The sequence below is a fragment of the Acidovorax sp. SUPP950 genome (assembly GCF_030158935.1).
Taxonomy (GTDB): Bacteria; Pseudomonadota; Gammaproteobacteria; order Burkholderiales; family Burkholderiaceae_C; genus Paracidovorax.
On record NZ_BQXE01000009.1, the window covers coordinates 1 to 16,541 of the forward strand.

A 16,541-nucleotide genomic window follows, 5' to 3' on the forward strand; every position below is an offset into this window, starting at 1 on the left:
CAGGACAGTGAAACGACTTTGCGCCGATGATAGTGCGGGTTCCCGTGTGAAAGTAGGTCATCGTCAGGCTCTTACAGCCCAAACCGCCCCGACATCCAACGATGTCGGGGCGTTTTGCTTTGGGGAATGAAAATTTTGAATCAAGCAATGCAGTTGTAGTCACATGCAATTACAAGATATTCTTTATTCTCAGGGTTTCGGAACACGAAGGGTATGTGCAGGGTTGATTCAACGGGGCTTAGTGCGCTTGTTTGACCCGGAAGCTAATGCATTCAGCGTTTGCGTGGATTCCTGCGTTGATGTAACTCCGGATGGATTGCGTTTTCAGGTTCAAGAGGAAACGTGGGTGTACCAACCCAAAGCCTATGTGATGCTTCATAAGCCATCTGGAACCGAATGCTCTCAGAAGCCTTCCACATATCCAAGTGTCTATACGTTGCTGCCTGTGCCGTTGCGACAACGACCTTGTAAAAGTGCGATACAGGGTGTGCAAGCGGTAGGGCGTTTGGATCAAGACACAACGGGACTGCTGTTACTCAGCGATGACGGGCAATTCATTCATCGCATGAGTTCTCCCAAAAAACATGTTCCCAAAGTGTACGAAGTGGCGACGAAACACCCTGTGAGTGCAGTTCAAATTGCTCGCTTGCTCGAAGGCGTGGTGCTTGATGACCATCCTGTTGCGGTAAAAGCCGCTGCTTGTGTTCAGACATCCGATCACGGTGTAAGCCTTACTTTGACGGAGGGTAAGTACCATCAGGTCAAACGCATGCTCGCTGCAGTGGGGAACCGGGTAGAGACATTGCACAGGTCGCGTGTCGGCAATCTGGCATTGCCGGCGGACCTGGCGCCAGGGCAGTGGAAATGGCTTGATGACAAGGATCTTGCAGCATTGACGAGCTAGCCTGCCGCCGACCGTCAATTGGTCTCTTGGGGTGGTTGAAGAGGCGCTGGGTTGTTACCTGAATGGGCAGATGCGGTGTACTTGCACCGGCTACACTGCCGCGTGTTGTGAAAGTACATGCTGTGAAGTTTTCATTTGGCGGAAGTTTCCGCGGTGCGTTGTTGGGGTGGACTTTTTTTGCTGCGACCGTGGTCAGTGCGGCCCCTTCGTCACCGCCTCCTGTGTTCGTGCTGAACTCGCTTGAAGCGGATATCAGCGTGATTGATCCGGCTACTTGGACGGAAACCTCTCGAATTCCCACGGGGAAAGAGCCGCACCACATGTACCTGACACCAGACGAGAAATCTCTCGTGGTGGCAAATGCGTTGGCAGATACGCTGACCTTCATTGATCCGAAGACCGCTCAAGTGCAACGCACGGTGCGAGGCATTGTTGATCCTTACCATTTGCGGTTCACCCCCGATATGAAGTGGTTGATCACCGCGGCCAATCGCTTGAACCACGTGGACTTTTATCGTTGGGATGGCAAAGACCTGACTTTGGTACAAAGGGTGGCGACGGCCAAAACCCCGAGTCATCTTTGGGTGGATAGCCAGAGCCGAACGGTCTACTCCACGATGCAAGACAGTGATGAACTTGTGGCGATCGACATCGCAACCCAGAAGATCAAATGGCGAATCAAGACCGGCGCCATGCCGGCCGATATCTACGGAAGCCCAGACGATAAATTCCTGTTCATCGGTTTGACTGGCAGCGATAGCGTCGAGGTGTTCGACGTGTCTGAAAATCCGCCTCGCAGCGTCCAAAGGATCAAGACCGGTAGCGGTGCCCATGCTTTCCGCGGCGCGGGTGACAAGCGCCATGTGTTTGTCAGCAATCGGGTCGCCAATACGATCAGCAAGATCGACATGGTCAAACGTCAAGTGGTCGATACCTATCCGGCGCCTGGCGGACCAGACTGCATGGACGTTTCTGCCGATGGCCGATGGATCTACGTCAGTGCCCGATGGGCTCGCAAGATGCTGGTCATCGACACGGTAGAACGGAAGGTCGTTCAGAAAATCAATGTGGGCAAATCGCCTCACGGCGTCTGGACCCTTCAGCACGCTCCACGGTGAGGACTCAAGGAAAAGATGGCATTGCGCAACCAGACGCTCTTAGGGCTGTATGCTATTTTTTTAATAGCATCTGTGCCCGTCAATATTGCGTTAGCGGCCGAAACTGCCGATTGTCAGAAACCGCTGTACCTGACCTTCGATACGGGGCACATGGAAATTGCCCCCTTGGTTGCTGATGTGCTTAAACGAAAAAAAGTCCTCGTCACTTTTTTTGCAGCCAATGAAAAAACAAAAACGGGCGATGGCAGTTTGGGGGCTGCGTGGGCACCGTGGTGGCATGCCCGGGCGGCAGAGGGGCATGCTTTTGCCTCTCACACGATGGACCATACCTATTGGCGCGCCGATGCTGGTGCGCCGAATGCGCCGCAGTTCCATGTGCGTTCCTCATCTGGCCCCCAGGCAGGCAAGGATTTGACCCTCAGCGCAGAGCAGTACTGCACCGAGATACGAAGGGCTTCCGATCGCCTGCGCGAAGTGACGGGCAAGGCACCCCTTCCACTTTTCCGAGCGCCTGGCGGAAAGACATCGCCTCGCCTTCTGGCCGTTGCCAAATCCTGCGGCTATGCGCACGTGGGGTGGTCGCCGGCAGGTTTCTTGGGCGATGAACTGCCCAGTGAGAAATTCAGTAATGCAGCGTTGTTGAAGAAAGCGCTGGACAATATTCGCGGCGGAGACATTCTGCTGGCCCATCTGGGTATCTGGTCGCGGAAAGACCCGTGGGCTCCAACGGTGCTGGAGCCCCTGATCGACGGGTTGAAGCAGCGCGGGTTCTGCTTCAGAACGCTGAATGACCATCCCGATTACCGTGATTGGCTGGCGGGCAAGCGTTGAGTCCAAACAGTCGATGGACAGGACAGGAGTTGTGAGCGATGGATTGGTTGAGTAACGGTTTCGACACCGCACAGCAATGGCTGTTCGAGTCGGTGATTCAGCCTGTCATGTTCGCAACGGGCATGGCGGGGCTGTTGGAGGATGGCTATGCTGCCACCGGGTGGCTGCTGGTCGGATTGCTGCAGTTGGTCGTGATGTTGGCAATCATTGCGCCGCTGCAGCGCTGGCGGCCCGTGGAGCCCCTGGTTGACCGGGCCGCGGTGCGAACGGACATCCTCTACACACTGATTCACCGCCTCGGCTTGTTCCGGTTGGCGCTTTTTTTCAGTGTCGATCCGTTGTGGGATGCATTTTTCGGTGCGCTGCGCATGGATGGGATCAGCACGTTCCATCTGGATGCGTTATGGCCGGGCGTGACCGACCTGCCTTGGGTCAGCCTGCTGGTTTATCTGGCAGTGTTTGATTTTCTGGACTACTGGATTCACCGCGGACAACACCATTTCGAATGGTGGTGGCGGCTGCATTCGCTGCACCATTCGCAGCGGCAAATGACGATGTGGAGCGACAACCGCAACCACCTTCTGGATGATCTGCTTCGGGATGCCATCGTGGTCACTGTGGCGCAACTGATCGGTGTGGCCCCGGGCCAATTCGTGGCCATTGTGGCCTTGACCCAGTTGAGCGAGAACTTCCATCATGCCAATTTGCGTTTGTGGTTCGGTCCCTGGGGGGAGCGTCTCTGGGTGAGTCCCCGGTTTCACCGCCTGCACCATGCGATCGGCATCGGGCATGAATCGGTGGCAATGCGCTCAGTCCCGTCTCCAACGAAGGTGATGGCGGAGCGGTATGTCCAGGCTGAGCCCGTTCAGAAGCCCGTCACGGTGTTGGGCGGCTGCAATTTCGGCGTGTTGCTGCCTTGGTGGGACATGCTCTTTCGGACTGCCAATTTCGAACTCCGATACGATCCGACCGGCGTCCGTGATCAGGTCCAGCCAGGGCCGGATGGCCGCGTTCGCAACTATGGGCAAGGGTTCTGGGCGCAGCAGTGGCGAGGTGTTTTGCGCCTGCTGGGCAAAGCCTAGCCGCCGACTGGACTCGTGTCCACGCTATGCTCGCGCCATGGCATTGCTGATCGATTCCTTCTGGCGCGCGGCCGCCTATTGCCTGCACCCCCGCGTGATTGCGCTTTCCCTGCTGCCGTTGCTGCTCATGCTGCTGCTGGCCTGGGTGGCCAGTCATTTTTTCTGGGGCATTGCGGTGCAGGCGGTCCGCTCCGCACTGGAGTCATCGGACATCCTGGCGATGGTGTGGGGATGGTTCCAGGCCTGGGGCATCGAGCAGGCACCCGCCGCCATCGCTCCTTTGATCGTGGTGGTTCTCTCGACACCGGTGATCATGATCGTTTCGGTGCTGGTGGTCGCAGTGATCATGACGCCTGCGCTCGTGACAGTCGTGGCCAGGTGCCGTTTCCCATTGCTGGAGCGCAAGCGCGGCGCGTCGATGGTGGCCAGCCTGGCATGGTCTCTCGGCGCGACGATGGCCGCCATGGCGGCGCTGGTGGTGTCCGTTCCGCTCTGGCTCATTCCACCGCTGGTGCTGGTGCTGCCACCGCTGATCTGGGGTTGGCTGACCTATCGCGTCATGGCGTTTGACGCCTTGGCCGAGCATGCGAGCCGACAGGAGCGCGAAGCCATTTTCAAGCGCCACCGCATGCGCCTGCTGACCATCGGCATCTTGTGCGGCTACCTGGGGGCAGCGCCTGGAATCGTCTGGGCGTCCGGGGTGTTGTTCGCCGCGGCGTTTTTCGTCCTGATTCCGTTGGCCGTCTGGATCTACACCCTGGTGTTCGCCTTCTCCTCCTTGTGGTTTACCCACTACGCGCTGGACGCGCTGCAGCAGTTGCGCGCCGAGCACGCTGGCGGTCCTGGTGGTGGCGTTGGCACTCCACCAGCCCCCATCCTTCCCCCCATTGCCCTCGCAAACCCGACACCATGACCCCCTCTTTCGGACTCATCATCATTGGCGACGAAATCCTTTCCGGCAAGCGCGCCGACAAGCACCTGCCAAAGGTGATCGAGCTGCTGGGCGCGCGCGGTTTGCAGCTGGCCTATGCCGACTATGTGGGTGACGACCCAGGCCGCATCACCGCAACCCTGCAGCGAGCCTTTGCTTCCGGGGATGTGGTGTTTTCCTGTGGTGGCATCGGTGCCACGCCCGACGATCACACCCGCCAGTGTGCTGCGCGCGCGTTGAGCGTTCCGCTCCGATTGCATCCGGAGGCCGAATCGCTGATTCGGGAGCGGATGCAGGATGTCGCGATGGAGCAGGGCGTGGCTTATGAACCCGACCGTGCGGACAATGTGCACCGGCTGAACATGGGGGTGTTTCCCGAGGGGGCTCGCATCATCCCGAATCCGTACAACAAGATTCCTGGTTTTTCATGCGATGGCAGTGCCGGTGGTGCCGTGCACTTCGTGCCAGGCTTTCCCGTGATGGCGTGGCCGATGGTGGAGTGGGTGCTGGACCATCACTGTGCGCAGTGGTTCAACCGTGCGCCCCAAACCGAGCACTCCGTCGTCGTCTACGGCGCGATGGAGGCAGCTTTGACGCCGTTGATGGAGCGCATTGAAAGCCAGCACGCGTCGGTACGTGTTTTCAGCTTGCCGAGCGTGGACCATCCCGTGCACGGGCGCCATATCGAACTCGGCGTCAAGGGGCCTGCAGAGCTTGTACCTGCCGCCTGGACCGCTTTGCAGGTGGCTTTGCATGAATTTGGTGCAAACTGCGGCCCTGAAATGGTGCGAGATATTTGAAACGACGCTGCGCTCGATGATTTGCACTTTAATGGTGCAAATTCGGTGGCGCGGCAGGTTTGGAGGAGGGCGTGCTCCGCCTTAGTGCATTGCAGCACCTGGCTGGCACGCAACCTGCTTTTCTTTCGTGGTGTTTTTTTCAACAAGCGCTTAAATCCTGGAGAACCTGATGGCAAAGACCGTTGCAGACGTGATGAAGATGGTGAAGGAGAACGAGGTCAAGTTTGTTGACTTTCGCTTCACCGATACCCGCGGCAAGGAACAGCACGTGACTGTGCCCGTGTCCCATTTCGATGAGGACAAGTTCTCTTCGGGTCACGCATTCGACGGCTCTTCGGTGGCGGGCTGGAAGGGCATTGAAGCTTCGGACATGCAGCTCATGCCCGACCCCAACACCGCCAACATCGACCCGTTCTTTGAGGAAACCACGCTGTTCCTGCAATGCGACGTGATCGAGCCAGGCGATGGCAAGGCCTACGACCGTGACCCCCGCTCCATCGCCAAGCGCGCTGAGGCCTACCTGAAGGCTTCCGGCCTGGGCGACACGGCCTTCTTCGGCCCCGAGCCTGAATTCTTCATCTTCGACGGCGTGCGCTGGTCCAATGAGCCCGGCAAGGTCATGTTCGAGATCGAAGAATACGAAGCGCCCTGGAACTCCGGCGCCAAGCTCGAAGGCGGCAACCGCGGCCACCGTCCCACGGTCAAGGGCGGCTACTTCCCGGTGCCCCCCGTCGACAGCACGCAGGACATGCGCGCTGAAATGTCCCTGATCCTCGAATCCCTGGGCATTCCGGTCGAAGTGTTCCACCACGAAGTGGCGGGCGCAGGCCAGAACGAGATCGGCACCAAGTTCAGCACGCTGGTCGAGCGTGCCGACTGGACCCAGGTCCTGAAGTACGTGGTCTGGAACGTGGCCAATGCCTACGGCAAGACCGCGACCTTCATGCCCAAGCCTTACGCTGGCGACAACGGCTCCGGCATGCACGTGCACCAGTCCATCTGGAAGGACGGCAAGAACCTGTTCGCTGGCGACGGCTATGCAGGCCTTTCGGACTTCGCCCTGTACTACATCGGCGGCATCATCAAGCACGCACGTGCCCTGAACGCCATCACCAACCCTGGCACCAACAGCTACAAGCGCCTGGTGCCCGGCTTCGAAGCCCCGGTGAAGCTGGCCTACTCGGCCCGCAACCGCTCGGCCTCGATCCGCATTCCTTACGTGGCCAACCCCAAGGGCCGCCGCATCGAGGCACGCTTCCCCGATCCATCGGCCAACCCGTACCTGTGCTTCTCGGCCCTGATGATGGCCGGCCTGGACGGCGTGGAAAACAAGATCCATCCCGGCGAAGCCGCCACGAAGGATCTGTACCATCTGCCGCCCGAGGAAGACAAGCTGGTGCCGACCGTGTGCCACAGCCTCGATCAGGCGCTGGAGTATCTGGACAAGGACCGCGGCTTCCTGACCAAGGGCGGCGTGTTCTCCGATTCCATGCTCGACGCCTACATCGACCTGAAGATGGGCGAGGTCACGCGTTTCCGCATGGCTCCCCACCCCGTGGAATACGACATGTACTACTCGCTGTGATCCCTGGGCTGCGGCCACGGGACACACCACCAAAAGGCGGCTTCGGCCGCCTTTTTTCATGGCGCTGCCAGCGCCGTGGTCCCTGGGCGAATAACCGCTCCCGACCGGGGGCGCCGATTGGCGAGGCCCAGCGATTGGGAGATACTCCCCTGGCATCTCCCGCATGCCGCCGGCATGCCTTGCGAGGAACCTGAATGAAAAAAACACTCATCGCACTGATGGCCATCGCCGCCGTGGCGCCCGCCGCGTGGTCGCAGGATCGCATCTACCGCTGCGGCAATGAATACACCAACAATGCCAGCCAGGCCAAGGAGCGTGGCTGCAAACTGGTCGAAGGCGGCAATGTGACGGTCGTGCAGGGTGCGCGGCCAGGCGGGACGCCAGCGGCCTCGGGTGGCAGCGCGCCGAGCGCCAGCACCTCGCCCGCCAACGCCCCCCGGGTGGACACCAACGACCAGCGCGCAAGGGACTCCGATGCTCGCGCCATCCTGGAAGCCGAACTCCGCAAGGCCGAGGCACGTCAGGCCGAGATCGCCAAGGAATACAACAACGGCGAGCCCCAGCGCACGGCCCTCGAACTGCGCAACCCCCAGCTGTGGATGGAGCGCACCGCCGAGCTGAAGGCCAGCCTCGCCCGTGCGGACAGCGATGTGGCCGGCATCAAGCGCGAACTCGCCCGCCTGCCCGCGGCCAATCGCTGAGCGTGGTGGCTTCTTCCAAATCCGATACCGCGCGCTACCAGGCGCTGGACCTCGTGTCCACGCTGGTGGCTGTGCTGCAACCCGACGGGGCCGTGCTGTTCGCCAATGCGTCCCTGGAGAACATGCTGGGGCTGTCGCGGCGCACGCTCGAAGGCTCTGACTTCAGCGGCTATTTTTCCGACCCGGCGCTGCTGCAGACAGCCCTGGCCGGAGCGCGCGGACAGGACTTTGCCGCGCTGCGCTTCGAGGCCGCGCTGCGCCGTGCACAGCAGCAGGATGCGATGCCCGTTCATGTGCACCTGGCGGTCGCAGAGCACACCGGCGAGATCCTGGTCGAGCTGTGGCCCCTGGAGGCTCAGGCCCGGCAGGACCGCGAGGAGCGCCTGCGTGAACAGGCGCTGGCCAACAAGGAGTTGATCCGCAACCTGGCGCACGAGATCAAGAACCCCCTGGGCGGCATTCGCGGCGCGGCGCAGTTGCTGGAGATGGAACTCGACAATCCCGAGCTCACTGAATACACCCAGGTCATCATCCACGAGGCGGACCGGCTGCAGAGCCTGGTGGATCGCCTGCTGGCACCGCACCGCCATCCGCACCTGGTGGGCGACGTGAACATCCACGAGGTGTGCGAGCGTGTACGGTCGCTGGTGCTGGTCGAGTACCCGCAGGGGCTGCGAGTGCAGCGCGACTACGACACCTCCATTCCCGAGTTCCGCGGCGACCGCGCACAACTCATCCAGGCGCTGCTGAACATCGTGCAGAACGCGGCGCAGGTACTCACGGATCGCATCGCCGTGGGCGACGCGCTGATCACGTTGAGCACGCGCGTGGCGCGCCAGGTCACCTTCGGCCGGCAGCGTTATCGGCTGGCACTGGAATTGCATGTCATCGACAACGGACCGGGCGTGCCCGAAGCCATCAAGGAGCGGATTTTCTATCCCTTGGTGACAGGGCGTGATGGGGGATCGGGGTTGGGGCTGACGCTGGCGCAAACCTTTGTGCAGCGGCACCACGGATTGATCGAGTGCGACAGCGTGCCGGGTCGCACCGATTTCCGAATCCTCATTCCCTTGCCTTGAGGTCCCGATAAGCAATCCATGGGAACAAGGTAGAACCAACACATGAAGCCGATCTGGATAGTAGATGACGACCCCTCGATCCGCTTCGTCCTAGAGAAGGCGCTGGCACGCGAGAGCTTGCCGACGCGCAGCTTCACCCACCCGCGCGAGGTGCTGGAAGCGCTGGCTGAAATCACCCCCGGCGATCCCGAGCGGCAAGGTCCGCAGGTGCTGGTGAGCGACATCCGCATGCCGGGTGGCTCGGGCCTGCAACTGCTGGAGAAAGTGCGCGAACAGCAGCCGGGCCTGCCCGTCATCATCATGACGGCGTATTCCGATCTGGACAGCGCGGTCTCGGCCTTCCAGCGCGGCGCTTTTGAATATCTTCCCAAGCCCTTCGACCTGCCCAAGGCGGTGGAATTGATCCGCCGCGCCGTCGAAGAAAGCCAGCGCGAAGAAGTCACCGAAGAGCGCCAGACCGCCACCCCTGAAATGCTGGGACAGGCCCCGGCCATGCAGGACGTGTTCCGGGCGATCGGTCGGCTGAGCCAGAGCCAGGTCACGGTGCTCATCACCGGCGAATCGGGTTCTGGCAAGGAGCTGGTGGCGCGCGCGCTGCACAAGCATTCGCCCGTGGCCGGCGGCCCCTTCGTGGCCATCAACACCGCGGCCATCCCGAAAGACCTGCTGGAGAGTGAACTGTTCGGCCACGAGCGCGGCGCCTTCACCGGCGCGCAGACGCAGCGGCGCGGGCGCTTCGAGCAGGCGGAAGGCGGCACGCTGTTCCTTGATGAAATCGGTGACATGCCCTTCGACCTGCAGACGCGGCTGCTGCGCGTGCTGTCCGATGGCCAGTTCTACCGGGTAGGTGGCCATGCCGGCGTCAAGGCCCACGTGCGCGTGATCGCGGCGACCCACCAGGACCTGGAACGCCGGGTGAAGGACGGCGTGTTCCGTGAAGACCTTTTCCACCGCCTCAACGTCATCCGGCTGCGCCTGCCCGCGCTGCGCGAGCGCCATGAAGACGTGCCCATGCTGACGCGGCATTTCCTGCAGCAGAGCGCGCGGCAACTGGGCGTGGAACCCAAGCGCATCTCCGACGCCGCGCTCGTCCGGCTGGGCCAGTTCGGCTTTCCTGGCAATGTGCGGCAGCTGGAGAACATCTGCCACTGGCTGACCGTGATGGCGCCGGCGCAGGTGATCTCGCTGCAGGACCTCCCGCCCGAAGTGCTGGAGGCGCCCGTGGCGGCGGCGCCACTGGAAGCTGCACCGGCCGTGCCGGAGCCGCGCAGCGAGGCGCCGGTTTCCACGCTGGCGGCCCCGGCTTTACAAGGCACTGCACCGGCCATTCCTGCGGCGGCGGCGCCCCGGGAAGACCGGGTGTTTGCCGCACCGGCCCTGGGGACGGCCTTCCCGCCGGCCGGGGCGTCGCAGGCGATCCTGGCGGACTCGCCGGGTTGGGAGCAGGCTCTGGAGGCCGAGGCGCACAAGCTGCTGTCCGGGGGGCAGACCGAGGTCTGGGATGCGCTGTCGCGGCGTTTCGAGTCGCGCCTCATCCGCACGGCGCTGGCCGCCACGCACGGCCGGCGCATGGAGGCGGCGCAGCGCCTGGGCATTGGCCGCAACACCATCACGCGCAAGATCCAGGAGCTGGGCCTGGACGCGCCCGAAGATGCATGAAAAAAAGGCCTCCACGGCAATGAAAACGCCGGCATGTAGCTATTAATTTTGTAGCAAAGAAGCAATATTCGGCCAGTGTTTTCACACAGGCCTGTGCAGGCACGAGTCCTACAGGCGTGCGGTGCACAGGCCGACCTCCGGCGCAATGGATGCCTTGAAGAATGAAGGCACTGTTCAACCAACCGGAGTTACTTCATGTCCGATTTCAACGATGCAAACCGCGACCCTCTGACCAACGAGCCTGGCGCGCACCCCGTGGGCACCGGCGTCGGCGCTGCTGGTGGCGCAATGGCGGGAGCGGCGGCCGGTGCCTTCGGCGGCCCGATCGGCGCGGCCGTCGGCGGTGTGGCGGGTGCCGTGGTCGGCGGTCTGGCCGGCAAGGCCGCCGCCGAGTCGGTCAACCCCACCGTGGAAGATGCCTACTGGCGTGAAAGCTACGACCGCGAGCCCTACTACGTGAAGGGCCGCGCCTATGACGAATACCGTCCTGCCTACGAGCTGGGCTGGAGTTCAGTTGGCCGCTACGACGGCGATTTCGACGCCGTCGAACCCAACCTGGCCCGCGATTGGGGCACGGCACGTTCCACCAGCCGCCTCGAGTGGGAAGAGGCCCGCCCCGCTGCCCGCGCCGCCTGGGAGCGCGCAGGCCGTGGCACCACGCTGGGCTCCGACTCCGCTTACGGCAACACCTACGACAACACCACTGCCCTGGTGGACAACGACGACGTGGTCGATGTGCTGGACGACCTGCTCGAATCCTGCCGCGACGGCGAATACGGCTTCAAGGCATCGGCCGAGCATGCCGACTCGCCTGAACTGAAGGGCATCTTCCTGCGCCACGCCAGCGAATGTGCGGCGGCCGCCACCGAGTTGGAGCGCGAAATCCGCAACCACGGCGGCGAGCCTTCCAGCGGTGGTTCCATGTCCGGCGCACTGCACCGCGGCTGGGTGTCCGTCAAGGCGGCGATGTCCACCCGTGACGACAAGGCGGTGCTGGAAGAGTGCGAGCGCGGCGAAGACGCGGCCGTGGCCCGTTACCGCAAGGCGCTGAAGGCGTCCCTGCCGGCGAACGTGCGTGCCATGGTGGAACGCCAGGCCGAGGGCGCACAGCGCAACCACGACGAGGTGCGTGCCTTGCGCAATCGCTTCCAGGCTGCGGCATAACGCTTGTATAGCCGGTCTGCGAAAGCTGAGGAGCCGCTGTTACCGCCACCGCGGTGACCATGGCGGCGTCCATTTCGCTGCAACCCAATCCCCCCAAAGCCCCGGACCCGGGGCTTTTTTTCGTCTGCGGGCAATTCCTCACATCCGTTCGCATCGTGCTGCGGCGCTTCGCATGGGGGCTTTGAACGGTCCATGGACGAACCCTAGAGTGAGCGGTTCACCGGTGTTGTAACAACCCGGTCGACCATTTCGTTCACAACAAAGGGGGGGATTTCATGAACGCAATCTACAGCAGCCCGGTATCCGCACGGCGACCGGTCCCCGAGCGGGGGCAGAGCTTTCCTGGTGCCGATCGGCGCGAGGCCAATGCCAACAGGGCTGAGCCCCAGCAACGCTCCCGTACGCGCACCACGGTCTCTTCCGACGGGCTGCAGCCGCTTTTTCCGCGCTCTGGCCGGCTGAACGGCGGTGCCGCCATGCCTTCGCCCCGGGCCGAATTGCCGCGCCCATCGGGGCCGGTGCAGCCGGCTGGAGACGTACATGCCGCCGTGCCTGGGTCAATCTTCCTGGAGGCCGCTTCATTCGTCGAGGTCGACCTGTCCGACAGTATGTCCGATCAGACATCGGTCTATTTCTCTGGCAGAACGTCTCTCCCTCGGGAGGAGGCATTGCATGACGTTGTCGAGGACACCATCGCCGCTCTCCTGGGCCCGACCGCCGCGCAGGCACCGGACGTCGTCGCGCGGCTGGAGCGCAACACCGAAGTGCTTTTCACGAAAGGCATCGACACCCCGAAGAAGCTCCACGATTTCCTGAGCCAGGCGTGGCGGCACGATGCGGTGCTGAGTTTTATCGGGATGGGCTTTGCCGACGGCGCGGGCTACATGGCCGGCATGACGGCGGCCAACGAAAAGCTGGTGGCGATGCTGCCGTTGACGCTGCTCAGGAATCCCTCGCTGCTGGGGCTGGCGGTGGGCGTCGGCGTGGGCGCGGTCGATGTGTTCACCAGCGTGGTGGGCGGGGCCGTCATCAAGCCCGGCATCTACAACGACTATGGCGGCAACGCCCGGTTGCCGGCGTCGTTGCGGCCGGATCCGCACGCGGAGATTCTGAAGAACGCGGGCGTTTCGGCGGGTCTCAACGTGGCCAAGAACCTGCCCAGGACGGTGGAGCCCTACATCCAGGCTGCCATCGAGGGCCGGGGCGACCACAGCGTGAACCGTGCCTGGGCGGACCGCATCGACGCGACTTTCATCGATGGGTTCGGCGGCATGCTGGCCGCCGGGGCGAAAAACGTGATGAAGCTGTCGCAGACGGTGCCATATGACGCCCGCATGCTGCTGCGCGACGACCTGCCCGAAGTCATCGACAAGACCCAGACCTCCTGGGGCGACAGGATCAAGGCCATGGGCCCGTCGGCGCTGCAGGGCGCCAAATCCCTGGTGACCTCGCCCGTGCCGGTCGCGGTGGTGGCCACGGTGGGCCTGTTTGCGTCCGAGCTCTTTGCCGCCAACGCCAGCATCGACCTCGCAGGATCGCCGGCATCGCTGCCCCCCGACCGGGCCGATGCCGGCATGCTGGCGGGCAAGCGGGCCTCGTCGGTCATGCTGTTCGGACTCATGTCGGGGTTGATCGAAATCGGGGTCCCGTATGTGGCCCAGGGCGGTGCATACGCCGCCCGGAAAATCCAGGACGGCTGGCAGCAGGCGCCCAACGTGATGGCCTGGGCGCAGGAGCGCCTGGGGCCCGCCGCCCGCAGGCCGCTGGATGTGGAAATGGGGCTGGCGGGCACGGCCCGTCGCTGACCGCCGCCGGCCCGCGAGGGGCCGCGGTTTCGTTGGTCAGTCCAGCGTGGCGACGACCGGCGCGTGGTCGCTGGGCTGCGGGTTCTTGCGCGGCGCGCGGTCGATCGTGCAAGCGGTCACGCGCGCCCGCAGCGCTTCGCTCACCAGGATGTGGTCGATGCGCAGGCCGCGGTTCTTCTGGAAGCCCAGCATGCGGTAGTCCCACCACGAGTAGCTCTTTTCGGGCTGGTCGAACAGTCGGTAGGCGTCGGTCAGGCCCAGTTGCAGCAGCTGCTGGAAATGGCCGCGTTCCTCCACGGTGTGGTGGATGGTGTCCTTGAGGCCCACCGGATCGAACGAGTCGCGGTCTTCGGGGGCCACGTTGAAATCGCCCAGCAGGGCCAGGCGCGGGTGCGCCTGCAGTTCCTCACGCAGCCAGCGGTGCAGCGCTTCGAGCCACAGCATCTTGTAGGCGAATTTTTCCGACCCTGGCGCCTGGCCGTTGACGAAATAGCCATTCACCAGCCGCAGGGGGCCGTCCGGGGTGTCCAGCGTGGCGGCGATCACGCGGGCCTGCGCGTCTTCGTGGGCGGGGATGTTCCGCACCACGTCGCGCAGCGGGCTGCGGCTCAGGATGGCGACGCCGTTGTAGGTTTTCTGGCCGAAGGCCACCGCGTGGTAGCCGATCTCCTTCAACGCGTCGTGGGGAAACTTTTCGTCCACCAGTTTCAGTTCCTGCAGGCACAGCGCGTCCACGGGGTTGTCGGCGAGCCAGGCCATCACCTGGGGCAGGCGCACGGAGAGGGAGTTGATGTTCCAGGTGGCAAGTTTCATGTTCGACCCATCTTGGTGGCGCAAGCGCCGTTCGTCTTCGGAGCATCCTCCGCCTGCGGCCATATGGCTTCGCGTGGGGATGAATCCGCCGATTTTCCCCCGGGTGGGCAAGGCCCGTGCGAAATCGCTGGGCGAGGCGTCGCTGCGGTGTCGTGGAGGGCCGCTCGCCGTGTCGCTTGTGGGTCGAGAAGGCCTGCAATGCCCGGGAAAAGAGGCCTGAGTGGCAGCGCGGGGAAACCGATGGCGGCAGGCCGCGCGGCGGAGAACGAAGGCGTCGTAAAGGCAGGGGAGGGGTTTCTGCGCGGCGCCTTGAAGCCGCAACCTTCGCCCAGCGAAAGCGTTCAGCGCAGCGGCGACAGAATGCCCGTGAGGCGCCGCCAATCGACGGGCTTGAGAAAGTGGTGGTCCACCACCGCCAGCAGTTCGGTGACGCGGTCGTTGGTGTCCGTCCAGCCGGTCAGGGCGATCAGGACGATATCGTCGTTGTGCTTGTCGCGCACGCGCCGCGCCAGTTCCAGGCCATCCATGCCTGGCATGTCGAAATCCAGCAGCACGCAGGCCGGCTGGTGCTTTTCGATGTAGTTCAGCGCGTCCGCGCCGCTGTTGGCAATCGCAGCGGTAAAACCATCCAGTTGGAGGGCCATCGCTGCCAGCTCCGCCGTCTCGGGATGATCGTCCACCACCAGTATTTCCGCCGCCCTTTGGGTCATTCCGCTCGTCTTTCTAGTAACTGCGTTTTATACCTGCAAGCGCTCCAACCGCCTATGTCAAAAGACATGGCATGGCCGCCAGCGCCGCGTGGCAAACGGAGTTCCTGCAATAGGGGTTTGTGGGTGGTCGTCACGGCGACGGGGCGAGCGATGCGTCGGCACGCGCGGTCTCCTGCGGGCCACGCACCTGCGGCAGGCAGTCCGGGTATTCGCGCTGGATGAAGGTGACCAGCGCCTCGCGCACGCGGCAGCGCAGGTCGAACGCCAGGCCCGACGATCGGGCCGAGACCAGCACGCGGATCTGGATGGTGCGCTCGGTCACGTCGGTGAGCTGCAGCACGCTCACGCGCCGGTCCCATTCCGGAGCCGTCTCCAGGACGCGGCTCAGTTCGGCGCGCAGCGGGTCCAGCGGCAGGCGGTAGTCCGCGAACAGGAACACGGTGCCCAGGATCTGCGAGCTGGTCCGTGTCCAGTTCTGAAAGGGGTTCTCGATGAACCACTGCAGCGGGATGATCAGCCGCCGCTCGTCCCAGATGGCCAGCACCACGTAGGTGCCCGTGATCTCTTCCACGCGGCCCCATTCTCCCTGCACGATCAGCACGTCGTCGATGCGGATGGGCTGGGCGAGCGCGATCTGCAGGCCCGCGATGATGTTGCTGAACACGGGCCGTGCCGCGATACCGGCCACGATGCCGACCACGCCGGCCGAGGCCAGCAGGCTGGCGCCCACCTGCCGTGCGCCAGGAAAGGTCATGAGCATGAGCGATACGGCGGCCATCACCACGCCCGTCATGGCGGTGCGCGACAGCACCCGGGCCTGCGTGGCCACGCGGCGCGCCGTCAGGTTGTCTTCCACGTTCGCCGGGTAGCGGGCGATGAGCCCGTCCGCGACCCCGCCGATGGCGGCGATCAGCGCCCAGGCCGTCACCGCGATGAGCGCCAGCCCCGTGAGGTGCCGCACCGTGCCGAGGTGGGGCAGCGTATCGGCCGCGGCCACCCAGACCAATTGCGTGGCGAACAGGGGCAGCAGCACGCGCATGGCGGGGACGCAGGCCTGCACGACGGTCTGCAGCACGGGCAGCCCGCGCGTGGCCCGCAGGGCGAGCAGCGCGGCGATGCGGTGGGCCATGGCACCGGCCATTGCGGCCAGGCTGGCGCCGAGCAAGGTGGCGAGCCAGGGGGAGAGGGACAGGAAATCCAGCATCGTCGAGGGGGCTCCTTGGGATGGGGTGGCAAGAAAAGAAACGGCGGCGGGATGGGCGGCCGCTTCGGGGCGGCCGCTCGCCGGCCGGGCGAGATGGGAAACGAACAGGACCAGTTGACCCCCCGGTTTTGACAGGGCGGTGCCCTGGCCGAAGC

General features: G+C 63.6%; 15 protein-coding genes. 12 read left to right on the top strand and 3 right to left on the bottom strand.

What is annotated here, in order from left to right; all coding sequences use genetic code 11:
- The first annotated feature begins 163 nt into the window (after nt 1-163).
- The 12 genes from AVME950_RS22400 to AVME950_RS22455 all read left to right on the top strand — a co-directional run bounded on the left by AVME950_RS22400 (nt 164) and on the right by AVME950_RS22455 (nt 13,659).
- Nucleotides 164-904, top strand: a complete 741-nt coding sequence (locus AVME950_RS22400) for a 16S rRNA pseudouridine(516) synthase (protein WP_284431512.1) — start codon at nt 164-166, stop codon at nt 902-904.
- A 158-nt stretch (nt 905-1,062) separates the two neighbouring features.
- Nucleotides 1,063-2,022, top strand: a complete 960-nt coding sequence (locus tag AVME950_RS22405; protein WP_502869444.1) for a YncE family protein — start codon at nt 1,063-1,065, stop codon at nt 2,020-2,022.
- Nucleotides 2,023-2,037: 15 nt separating this feature from the next.
- Complete coding sequence (locus AVME950_RS22410; protein ID WP_284431513.1) at nt 2,038-2,853, top strand: polysaccharide deacetylase family protein; 816 nt, start codon at nt 2,038-2,040, stop codon at nt 2,851-2,853.
- Nucleotides 2,854-2,891: 38 nt separating this feature from the next.
- Nucleotides 2,892-3,935: a sterol desaturase family protein gene (locus AVME950_RS22415; RefSeq protein ID WP_284431514.1), complete on the top strand. Its 1,044-nt coding sequence runs from the start codon at nt 2,892-2,894 to the stop codon at nt 3,933-3,935.
- A 37-nt stretch (nt 3,936-3,972) separates the two neighbouring features.
- A complete protein-coding gene (locus AVME950_RS22420) occupies nt 3,973-4,848 on the top strand; it encodes an EI24 domain-containing protein (RefSeq protein ID WP_284431515.1) in 876 nt (291 codons plus the stop codon).
- Nucleotides 4,845-5,666: a competence/damage-inducible protein A gene (locus AVME950_RS22425; RefSeq protein WP_284431516.1), complete on the top strand. Its 822-nt coding sequence runs from the start codon at nt 4,845-4,847 to the stop codon at nt 5,664-5,666. Before AVME950_RS22420 ends, AVME950_RS22425 begins: the two co-directional genes overlap by 4 nt.
- Before the next feature lie 169 nt (nt 5,667-5,835).
- Entirely contained in the window at nt 5,836-7,251 is a 1,416-nt protein-coding gene (gene glnA, locus AVME950_RS22430; RefSeq protein WP_272551879.1) for a type I glutamate--ammonia ligase, read from the top strand.
- Nucleotides 7,252-7,445: 194 nt separating this feature from the next.
- Nucleotides 7,446-7,952: a hypothetical protein gene (locus AVME950_RS22435; RefSeq protein WP_284431517.1), complete on the top strand. Its 507-nt coding sequence runs from the start codon at nt 7,446-7,448 to the stop codon at nt 7,950-7,952.
- A gap of 5 nt (nt 7,953-7,957) precedes the next feature.
- Entirely contained in the window at nt 7,958-9,031 is a 1,074-nt protein-coding gene (gene glnL / locus AVME950_RS22440) for a nitrogen regulation protein NR(II) (protein WP_502869442.1), read from the top strand.
- A 42-nt stretch (nt 9,032-9,073) separates the two neighbouring features.
- Nucleotides 9,074-10,690 (top strand): nitrogen regulation protein NR(I), encoded by a 1,617-nt coding sequence (gene ntrC / locus AVME950_RS22445; protein WP_284431518.1) that lies wholly within the window; start codon nt 9,074-9,076, stop codon nt 10,688-10,690.
- A 195-nt stretch (nt 10,691-10,885) separates the two neighbouring features.
- Entirely contained in the window at nt 10,886-11,854 is a 969-nt protein-coding gene (locus AVME950_RS22450; RefSeq protein ID WP_284411663.1) for a ferritin-like domain-containing protein, read from the top strand.
- A 668-nt stretch (nt 11,855-12,522) separates the two neighbouring features.
- Nucleotides 12,523-13,659 carry a hypothetical protein gene (locus AVME950_RS22455; RefSeq protein ID WP_284431519.1) on the top strand — a complete coding sequence of 379 codons (1,137 nt, stop codon included), beginning with the start codon at nt 12,523-12,525 and terminating at the stop codon, nt 13,657-13,659.
- Nucleotides 13,660-13,695: 36 nt separating this feature from the next.
- Here AVME950_RS22455 and xth read toward each other — a convergent pair whose 3' ends face one another.
- The 3 genes from xth to AVME950_RS22470 all read right to left on the bottom strand — a co-directional run bounded on the left by xth (nt 13,696) and on the right by AVME950_RS22470 (nt 16,386).
- Nucleotides 13,696-14,472 (bottom strand): exodeoxyribonuclease III, encoded by a 777-nt coding sequence (gene xth, locus AVME950_RS22460; protein ID WP_284431520.1) that lies wholly within the window; start codon nt 14,470-14,472, stop codon nt 13,696-13,698.
- A gap of 341 nt (nt 14,473-14,813) precedes the next feature.
- On the bottom strand, nt 14,814-15,182 hold the full coding sequence (locus AVME950_RS22465; protein ID WP_284427740.1) for a response regulator: 369 nt from the start codon (nt 15,180-15,182) through the stop codon (nt 14,814-14,816).
- 130 nt (nt 15,183-15,312) lie between these two features.
- Nucleotides 15,313-16,386, bottom strand: a complete 1,074-nt coding sequence (locus AVME950_RS22470; RefSeq protein WP_284431521.1) for a mechanosensitive ion channel family protein — start codon at nt 16,384-16,386, stop codon at nt 15,313-15,315.
- Nucleotides 16,387-16,541: the final 155 nt, after the last annotated feature.